An 8896-nucleotide genomic window follows, 5' to 3' on the forward strand; every position below is an offset into this window, starting at 1 on the left:
TTTAGCCCCCTAATTTAGATTTATCACGCACCGCGCCTTTATCAGCACTAGTGGCTAAAGAAGCATAAGCTCGTAAGGCAAACGAAACTTGGCGCTGTCTATTTTGTGGTGTCCACGCTTTATCACCACGAGCATTTTGTGCATCGCGGCGAGCAGATAATGTTTTATCATCTACCTTTAATGAGATTTCACGAGTTGGAATATTGATAGAGACGATATCGCCCTCTTCCACTAAACCAATTACACCACCATTTGCAGCTTCAGGGGAAACATGTCCGATAGATAAACCTGATGTTCCACCAGAGAAACGTCCGTCAGTGATAAGTGCGCAAGCTTTACCTAATCCCATTGATTTTAAATAAGAGGTCGGATACAGCATCTCTTGCATACCCGGCCCACCTTTAGGGCCTTCGTAGCGAATAATTACCACATCGCCAGCCACTACTTTTCCACCTAAGATAGCTTCAACAGCATCATCTTGACTTTCATATACTTTTGCAGGACCACTAAAAATTAAGTTATCTTCATCAACGCCTGCTGTTTTAACAATACAGCCATCTACTGCTAAGTTACCAGATAAAACCGCTAATCCACCATCTTGGCTATAAGCATGCTCTTTACTGCGGATACACCCGTTTTCACGATCGGTATCTAAGGTTGGCCAACGACAATCTTGAGAGAATGCCTTCGTGGTACGAATACCAGCAGGGCCCGCTTGGAACATCGATTTTACTTGCTCATCTTGCGTTAACATCACGTCATATTGCGCTAACGTTTCTGGCAAAGTTAACCCTAATATATTATCTACATTACGGTTAAGTAATCCGGCTCTGTCTAATTCACCTAAAATACCCATGACCCCACCTGCGCGATGAACATCTTCCATATGATATTTTTGTGTACTTGGTGCCACTTTACATAAATGAGGGACTTGGCGAGAAAGTCTGTCGATATCTTCCATCGTGAAGTCAACCTCACCTTCTTGCGCGGCGGCCAATAAATGCAGAACCGTATTTGTTGAGCCTCCCATTGCAATGTCTAAGATCATCGCATTTTCAAAGGCTTCTTTTTTAGCGATATTGCGCGGTAATGCGGACTCATCATCTTTTTCATAATAGCGCTTGGTTAATTCAACAATGCGCTTACCTGCGTTGATAAATAGCATTTCACGATCTGCATGTGTTGCGAGTAATGAGCCATTTCCCGGTTGAGATAATCCCAGAGCTTCTGTTAAACAGTTCATTGAGTTTGCGGTAAACATGCCTGAACAAGATCCGCATGTTGGGCAGGCCGATCGTTCGATTTGCTCACTATCCGCATCGCTGACATTTGGATTTGCCCCTTGGATCATGGCATCAACCAGATCTAATTTGATCAGTTGGTCTGAAAGCTTCGTTTTACCCGCTTCCATAGGGCCACCAGAAACAAAAATAACCGGAATATTTAAACGTAAGGACGCCATTAACATTCCTGGGGTGATCTTGTCGCAGTTTGAGATACACACCATCGCATCAGCACAGTGCGCATTAACCATATATTCAACGGAGTCTGCAATAAGTTCACGGGATGGCAAAGAGTAAAGCATGCCACCATGCCCCATTGCGATACCATCATCAACCGCAATGGTATTAAATTCTTTAGCGACACCACCAGCGGCTTCAATTTGCTCAGCAACGAGTTTTCCTAAATCCCGCAGATGCACATGACCCGGTACAAATTGCGTAAATGAGTTCACAACTGCGATAATGGGTTTACCAAAATCAGCATCAGTCATTCCCGTTGCACGCCATAAGGCACGGGCTCCAGCCATATTACGACCGTGTGTCGTTGTCGCTGAACGGTATTTAGGCATTTTTCACACTCCTGCGATAAAGAAAGCGAGTAGGGAACGATCTACCCGCTAAACAAATTTATTTGATTATGTTTATGAATTGATTGGATCTAACCAGCCGTATTTGTCTTCTGTTTCACCCGTAAACAGACCAAAGAATGCTTTTTGAATTGCTTTGGTCACAGGGCCACAACGTCCGATACCTACTTGAATTCCATCAACACTACGTACTGGTGTAATCTCTGCGGCTGTACCTGACATAAAGACTTCGTCTGCAAGATAAAGTGATTCACGAGAAAGCACTTGTTCACGCACTTCATAACCTAGATCTTTTGCTAATTTGATAATGGCATCACGCGTGATCCCTGGCAGTGCTGATGAAGTAAATGGAGGTGTAAAAATAACGCCATCTTTTACTTCAAATAGGTTTTCACCAGCACCTTCGGATAAATAGCCATGAACATCTAATGCAATCCCTTCTTGGTAACCATGACGGCGAGCTTCACTTCCCACTAATAATGAAGATAAATAATTACCACCAGCTTTAGCTGCGGTTGGAATAGTATTTGGTGCAGCACGGTGCCAAGAAGAAACCATTGCATCAATACCTTTATCTAAAGCTTCTTCACCGAGATATGCTCCCCATGGGAATGCAGCAATGATCACATCTGTTTTATAGCCTGCTGGTGGGTTAACTCCCATGCCGACATCACCAATAAAAACTAATGGACGAATATAAGCACTGACTAATTTGTTTTTACGTAAGGTTTCACGACATGCTTCCATTAACTCATCAACACTTTGCTCAACAGGCATGCGATAAATTTTGGCTGAGTCATGTAAACGTTGCATATGCTCACGATGGCGAAATACCACTGGACCTTTATGAGAATTGTAACAACGCACACCTTCAAATACGGAAGTACCATAATGCAATGCGTGAGACATCACATGAACCTTTGCCTCAGCCCATGGAACCATTTCACCGTTAAACCAAATATAATCAGCTTGCTTTGTCATTCTTTTATCCTTACATGGCACTTAGTGCATTCATGAATCGTAATTTTTCTTTCTGTTGATGTGATACTTGAATACCTGCAACATCAGCTAACTTTGTTAACTGGCTGCACAGAAGTTCTAATGGCCGCTGACTACTCACCGTCAGGCTTAAATTAATATTATTGCTCTCTGTGATATTCATATTCATTGAGCATATATGAAAACCACGATGACGGATAACTCTCAGGATACGTTCTAAGATCTCTGGACAAAAACGGGCTTCAATTGTGATATTGTGTTGGTTCATTTTGATTTCTCCATCATCTCATCATTACTTGCGCCCGGCGGAACTAAAGGCCAGACATTTTCTGCGTCATCGATAGATACCTGTAATAAGTAAGGGCCATCGCTCTCTAATAAACATTTTATTGCATCAGCAACTTGTGCTTTTTCTGTGATACGTTGCCCAGGAATATCAAAAGCTTTAGCTAAGGCAACAAAGTCTGGATTGTCTGTTAAAATAGTTTCGCTATAACGTTGTTCAAAAAATAGCTCTTGCCATTGACGCACCATACCAAGACGTTGATTATCTAATAACACCAATTTGACAGGTAATTGCTTACGTTTAATTGTCCCCAATTCCTGCACATTCATCATAAAAGAACCGTCGCCTGATACACAGATAACACACGCATCAGGTCTAGCAATTTGAGCGCCCACTGCTGCAGGGATACCAAATCCCATCGTGCCCAAACCACTTGAGGTAATAAAATTTTCAGGTGCATCAAATGTCATATGTTGTGCTGACCACATTTGATGTTGGCCGACATCTGTTGTCACAACCGTATTTTCAGGTTTCGCATCTGATAATTGTTTTAATAATAACGGTGCATAAATTGCAGAGCCTGGATGGTCATAACGCCACGCGTGTTCTGCCTTTAATTCTTGAACCTCTTGTTGCCAAGTAGCGATGGATAATGGCTGAGACAAAGCCGGTAACAACACTTTTGCATCACCCAATAACGCAACATGCGCCTGTTTCAATTTATTTAATTCTGCATGGTCGATATCGATATGGATAACCTTGGCATTAGGTGCAAAAGTATTTAATCGACCCGTTACGCGATCATCAAAACGTGCACCAACAGCAATTAATAGATCACTACGCTGAACAGCATAATTTGCCGCTTTAGTACCATGCATACCTAACATACCTAAATAATTGGTATCTAATGCATCAGCGCAGCCTAATCCTTTTAAAGTGGAAACAACGGGCATTTCTGTTTGCTTCACAAATTCTCTTAACGTTTCCACCGCATTACTCATGGCAACACCACCACCTACATACAAAATAGGTTTTTGTGCCTTCGCTAACATCTGCTTAGCTTGAGCCAGCTCTTGTGTTGGGTAAGGAAACTCTTGCTCTTCTGGCAATTCATAACTTGATAAATGGGAAGCATCAGCCAATTGAACATCTTTAGGAATATCAATTAAAACAGGCCCAGGGCGACCTTGAGACGCGATAGAAAATGCCTCTGATAACACTCTTGGTAATTCATCAACGGTCGAAACTAAAAAACTATGTTTTGTACACGCTAACGAAAGTCCTAAAACGTCAATTTCTTGGAATGCATCTGTACCAATTAAATTGGAAGCAACTTGTCCTGTTATAGCAACAACAGGCACAGAATCTAACAATGCATCAGCAAGTCCAGTGATAACATTAGTAGCGCCTGGGCCTGATGTCGCGATACAAACACCCGTTGTACCTGTAGAGCGAGCAAAACCAATAGCAGCAATCGCGGCACCTTGTTCATGGCGACACAAAACATGTTCAACACCGCCATCATAAAGGGCATCGTAAACAGGCATGATCGCACCGCCAGGATAACCAAAGACTGTTTCGACTTGATGTTTTCGTAATGCCTGTACTAACCACTGTGCTCCATTCATTATTTCACCCTGCCACCTTAACTTCTTGTTTAATTTAAATTTATTTTCTATTTAATCTCTTTTTCAAACTGAGGCTCAAAAAAAACCCCCGCGCCTTTCGGTGCGGGGGTTTTTAAGAGATCCGGCTAGTTTAGTTAGCCTTTCTTCGTCCTAGTGCAGCCCCGCACGGTGGGTTAATAATCACCACCACGCTGACAATAATTAGGCTAATCACTAGGACGATAGTATTCATAATTTTATAACTTCTTTTCTTATTTAAAATGTATGTTTGTTATGTTGTGTTGTGTCTTCTTTCACTCTGTCCTTTTAGAGTTATCATGATATTTTAGAATTGACAACGATTATTTTAAAAATAATCGTAACTAAATGAATTTTATATATATTTTCCTATTCCAGATCGGTATTGGAATATTTATCTATAAAATATTTGTTTTTCAGTTATTAATACTAAGAAAGAACCCGTTATTTTGTTTTTTCTACTATTACACATCATTATTTAAAGCCAAAAAGAGAACATATTTTTTATTATATTTATATTAATTTATTAAATTATTTATTTATTAAATTAATTACTATATTTCAATATGTTATGTTATTTTCGAGATGTTTCTCATTTATTTAACTCTCCATTTAACACAAAAGAAAAAATAATTTAAAAAGAAAAAAATAATGGAGAATAAAAAATGGCATTAGCAATAATATATACACGAGCCTCTTTAGGAATATCAGCTCCGCTTATTACTATAGAGGCTCATATTAGTCAGGGATTACCCGGATTAACATTAGTTGGATTACCTGAGACTGTCGTAAAAGAAGCAAAAGACAGAGTAAGAAGTGCACTAATTAATAGCGGATATACTTATCCTGCAAAAAGAATAACAATTAATCTATCACCAGCCGATTTACCCAAAGAAGGTGCACGTTATGACTTACCTATTGCACTGGCAATACTCATTGCATCTGAACAATTAACATCAAATAAATTAGAATGTTATGAGTTTATTGGAGAGCTTGCACTTTCTGGTAAATTACAACGAGTTAATGCAGTTATTCCATCAATTCTTAGTGCTTCAAAAGATCGTCGAATATGCATTGTATCAGTAGAGCATCAAACTGAAGTTTCATTATTACCCAATAAATCAGCTTTATTAGCCTCTCATCTTTTAGAGATTTGCCACCACCTAGAAAATAATACGCCATTAATTGAAACAGAAAACTTTATTATTAATAATGAAATTGAAAATCAAGATAATAAAGATATGAGTGATATAATTGGCCAAAATAATGCAAAAAGAGCAGCAGAAATCACAGCAGCAGGAAATCACAATATTTTATTTCTTGGCCCACCAGGAACAGGCAAAACAATGTTAGCGCAAAGGATAAGTACGCTCCTCCCACCTTTAACAGCTACAGAAGCACTTGATGTATTAATCATTAGTAGTTTAAGAGGAGTGACATTTGATGAAAAAAAGTGGCCTACAAGACCATTTAGAGCCCCACATCATACTTCCTCTGCGGTTGCTTTAACAGGAGGAGGTTCTCTTCCTAAACCAGGAGAAATTACATTAGCACATCATGGTATTTTATTTTTAGATGAACTGCCTGAATTCGAACGCCGTGTACTCGATGCATTACGAGAACCTCTAGATGCTAGAGAAATAACTATTTCACGAGCAAAAGCCAAAATAAGCTACCCAGCTAACGTATTATTAGTCGGTGCATTAAATCCAAGCCCAACAGGACACTATCAAGGTAGTCACAATCGAGTACCAATAAAGCAGATCCTGCGCTATTTAAACAAGGTTTCTGGGCCATTTTTAGATAGGTTTGATTTATCTGTCGAAATGCCACTACTTCCTCAAGGCTCGCTTATTCATCCTACACTTACCACGGAAAGTAGTACTGCAATTAGAGAACGTGTTCTAAAGGCAAGAGAAAAGCAATTTACACGATGTGGGAAAGTGAATACTTATTTAACCGGAAAAGAGATTGAATGCTATTGCTCGTTGAGTACTCATGATGCAACTTTTCTTGAAGACACGCTAAATAAATTAGGATTATCAATACGAGCTTGGCATAAGATTTTAAGAGTATCGAGAACTATCGCAGACCTTGAAAATGAAGAGAAAATACAAAGAAATCATTTAATTGAAGCATTAAGCTTTCGTGCAATGGATAGATTAATGATCTATTTACAAAAGCAACTAGATGGATAAATAAAAAGGAGCGAAAATACGCTCCTTTTAACTAAAACTAATGATATTAATCATCAGAGTCGGTATAGTCATCAGATGGATCGAGCTGCGGCTTTCCACCCGATAATGTATGAAAACGTTTTGGACGACTTATACGACTAGTATATTTCTTCCAAATTTTTTCTTCGACCGTTGCTGCTTCTCGTTCGCCACGACACATGGCAACAAATAATTTTTCCGTTTCAGTTGTAGGCTCTCGTTTGCCTAAATCAAGCTCATTAAAGGCTTGACCATGACGTTCCAATATCTGGGATTCCTTGATAGTGAAATCGCCATGACGAGAAAAACCACGCGGATAATGTTTATTGTCAAAAAAACGATTAGTCGTGATAAAACTTTCTGCCATCTGACACACTCCTAATTCTCTATCGTCATACTTATGGCGCGGAGTATTAGATAGTCATGCGGTTCTGTAAAACAAAATATTTAAATCGTAACGACAAATTTTTTTGGAGATAGATGTGGATACCGAATTACTGAAAACCTTTTTGGAAGTCAGTAAGACTAGACACTTTGGACGAGCCGCTGAATCTCTTTATTTAACGCAGTCTGCGGTTAGTTTTAGAATACGACAATTGGAAACACAATTAGGCACGAATCTGTTTACACGCCATCGTAATAATATTCGTCTAACTGTCGCGGGTGAAAGGCTGATCCCTTATGCTGAATCGTTAATGAATACATGGCTTCTCGCTAAAAAAGAGATTAGCCATGCTTCACAACATTCAGAGCTATCAATTGGCGCCACAGCATCACTCTGGGAAGCATATCTAACATCTTGGTTACAGGAATCTTATCTAGAAAGAAAAGAGCTCAGAATCGAATCTAGAGTCTCTACAAGGCAATCTCTTGTAAAACAACTTCATGCAAGAGAACTCGATCTTCTTTTTACGACAGAATCACCAAAGATGGATGAATTAGAAAGTAAAATTATTGGTGACATTACTTTCCAGTTGATGAAAATAGCATCTAATAAAACAGAAGAAATAGTACAATTTATCAAAATTGAATGGAGTGCTGATTTTCAGCCTTTTCTTCCTAATGGAGTGGCGCAAAAAATTGATCCTATTTTGACCACTAACTCCGCAATGATTGCTTATCAATTAATGAAAACAACGCAAGCAATTGCGTTTCTACCTACACATTGGCTCGATCTCTATTCAGACCTTGCTCCTGCCTCAACAGAAATTATTCAAAAACCTTTATTTGCGGTTTGGCTAAATACTAGTGATCAGCAAGTATTGATACAACAACTATTAAAACAGCCGATAAATAATCAATAAAGCTTAAATCTACTCTATATAGTTATCCATGATATTAACGAATAACTTTTGGATTTAAGCTTTATCTCTAGAATTCATAATATATAACAGAGAATATTACCGATAAATATTGGTAAAAGGAGTGTATTGGTAGGTTAGTTGATGAGTGTTTAAAGTAGTAAATATTGAGAATATACAAATAACAAAAAGCCCAGTTAATTAACTGGGCTACAAAGAAGTATAAATTTTGTTATTACTTAATTGGTAACTGGCAGGGGCGGAGAGGCTCGAACTCCCAACACCCGGTTTTGGAGACCGGTGCTCTACCAATTGAACTACGCCCCTAAATAGTTGGCGGAACGGACGGGACTCGAACCCGCGACCCCCTGCGTGACAGGCAGGTATTCTAACCAACTGAACTACCGCTCCGCGTATTCTTTGCGCGATTAATGTTATTAAACACTAACGCTTTAATTGATGCCTGGCAGTTCCCTACTCTCACATGGGGAGACCCCACACTACCATCGGCGCTACAACGTTTCACTTCTGAGTTCGGCATGGATTCAGGTGGGTCCGCTGCGCTATGGCCGCCAAGC

General features: G+C 39.4%; 8 protein-coding genes, 2 tRNA genes and 1 rRNA gene. 2 read left to right on the forward strand and 9 right to left on the reverse strand.

The window, feature by feature from the left end:
* Window position 1: 1 nt before the first annotated feature.
* The 5 genes from ilvD to ilvL form a co-directional block, all read right to left on the reverse strand.
* Window positions 2-1852, reverse strand: coding sequence for a dihydroxy-acid dehydratase (gene ilvD, locus DK857_RS08940; protein WP_109395472.1), 1851 nt, complete (start codon window positions 1850-1852; stop codon window positions 2-4).
* 72 nt (window positions 1853-1924) lie between these two features.
* A complete protein-coding gene (gene ilvE, locus DK857_RS08945) occupies window positions 1925-2851 on the reverse strand; it encodes a branched-chain-amino-acid transaminase (RefSeq protein ID WP_023583659.1) in 927 nt (308 codons plus the stop codon).
* 10 nt (window positions 2852-2861) lie between these two features.
* Window positions 2862-3137: an acetolactate synthase 2 small subunit gene (gene ilvM / locus DK857_RS08950; protein WP_023583660.1), complete on the reverse strand. Its 276-nt coding sequence runs from the start codon at window positions 3135-3137 to the stop codon at window positions 2862-2864.
* Entirely contained in the window at window positions 3134-4783 is a 1650-nt protein-coding gene (ilvG, locus tag DK857_RS08955) for an acetolactate synthase 2 catalytic subunit (protein ID WP_109395473.1), read from the reverse strand. The genes ilvM and ilvG overlap by 4 nt, the downstream gene beginning before the upstream one ends.
* Before the next feature lie 130 nt (window positions 4784-4913).
* The gene (gene ilvL / locus DK857_RS08960) at window positions 4914-5015 is read right to left on the reverse strand and encodes an ilv operon leader peptide (RefSeq protein ID WP_071788577.1); all 102 of its coding nucleotides are present in this window, start codon (window positions 5013-5015) and stop codon (window positions 4914-4916) included.
* Between the two features lie 451 nt (window positions 5016-5466).
* Between ilvL and DK857_RS08965 the strand changes: the two genes are divergently transcribed.
* Window positions 5467-6999, forward strand: a complete 1533-nt coding sequence (locus DK857_RS08965; protein WP_109395474.1) for a YifB family Mg chelatase-like AAA ATPase — start codon at window positions 5467-5469, stop codon at window positions 6997-6999.
* A 46-nt stretch (window positions 7000-7045) separates the two neighbouring features.
* On the opposite strand, the gene DK857_RS08970 is transcribed toward DK857_RS08965, so the two are convergent.
* On the reverse strand, window positions 7046-7384 hold the full coding sequence (locus DK857_RS08970) for a DUF413 domain-containing protein (protein WP_072070866.1): 339 nt from the start codon (window positions 7382-7384) through the stop codon (window positions 7046-7048).
* A gap of 115 nt (window positions 7385-7499) precedes the next feature.
* Between DK857_RS08970 and hdfR the strand changes: the two genes are divergently transcribed.
* On the forward strand, window positions 7500-8321 hold the full coding sequence (gene hdfR, locus DK857_RS08975) for an HTH-type transcriptional regulator HdfR (RefSeq protein ID WP_109402003.1): 822 nt from the start codon (window positions 7500-7502) through the stop codon (window positions 8319-8321).
* 248 nt (window positions 8322-8569) lie between these two features.
* Here the strand turns inward: hdfR and DK857_RS08980 are convergent.
* From DK857_RS08980 to rrf, 3 genes are all read right to left on the reverse strand, one after another.
* Window positions 8570-8645 (reverse strand) — tRNA-Trp (locus tag DK857_RS08980).
* Window positions 8646-8652: 7 nt separating this feature from the next.
* Window positions 8653-8729, reverse strand: a tRNA-Asp gene (locus DK857_RS08985).
* Window positions 8730-8779: 50 nt separating this feature from the next.
* Window positions 8780-8895 (reverse strand): 5S ribosomal RNA (gene rrf, locus DK857_RS08990).
* Window position 8896: the final 1 nt, after the last annotated feature.

It is taken from the genome of Proteus terrae (assembly GCF_003144325.1).
In the GTDB taxonomy this organism is placed as follows: domain Bacteria; phylum Pseudomonadota; class Gammaproteobacteria; order Enterobacterales; family Enterobacteriaceae; genus Proteus; species Proteus terrae.

What these genes read in the sequence shown, in the direction of transcription:
- ilvD (WP_109395472.1), bottom strand. Translation starts at nt 1,852, where the DNA reads ATGCCTAAATACCGTTCAGCGACAACGACACACGGTCGTAATATGGCT.
- ilvE (WP_023583659.1), bottom strand. Translation starts at nt 2,851, where the DNA reads ATGACAAAGCAAGCTGATTATATTTGGTTTAACGGTGAAATGGTTCCA.
- ilvM (WP_023583660.1), bottom strand. Translation starts at nt 3,137, where the DNA reads ATGAACCAACACAATATCACAATTGAAGCCCGTTTTTGTCCAGAGATC.
- ilvG (WP_109395473.1), bottom strand. Translation starts at nt 4,783, where the DNA reads ATGAATGGAGCACAGTGGTTAGTACAGGCATTACGAAAACATCAAGTC.
- ilvL (WP_071788577.1), bottom strand. Translation starts at nt 5,015, where the DNA reads ATGAATACTATCGTCCTAGTGATTAGCCTAATTATTGTCAGCGTGGTG.
- DK857_RS08965 (WP_109395474.1), top strand. Translation starts at nt 5,467, where the DNA reads ATGGCATTAGCAATAATATATACACGAGCCTCTTTAGGAATATCAGCT.
- DK857_RS08970 (WP_072070866.1), bottom strand. Translation starts at nt 7,384, where the DNA reads ATGGCAGAAAGTTTTATCACGACTAATCGTTTTTTTGACAATAAACAT.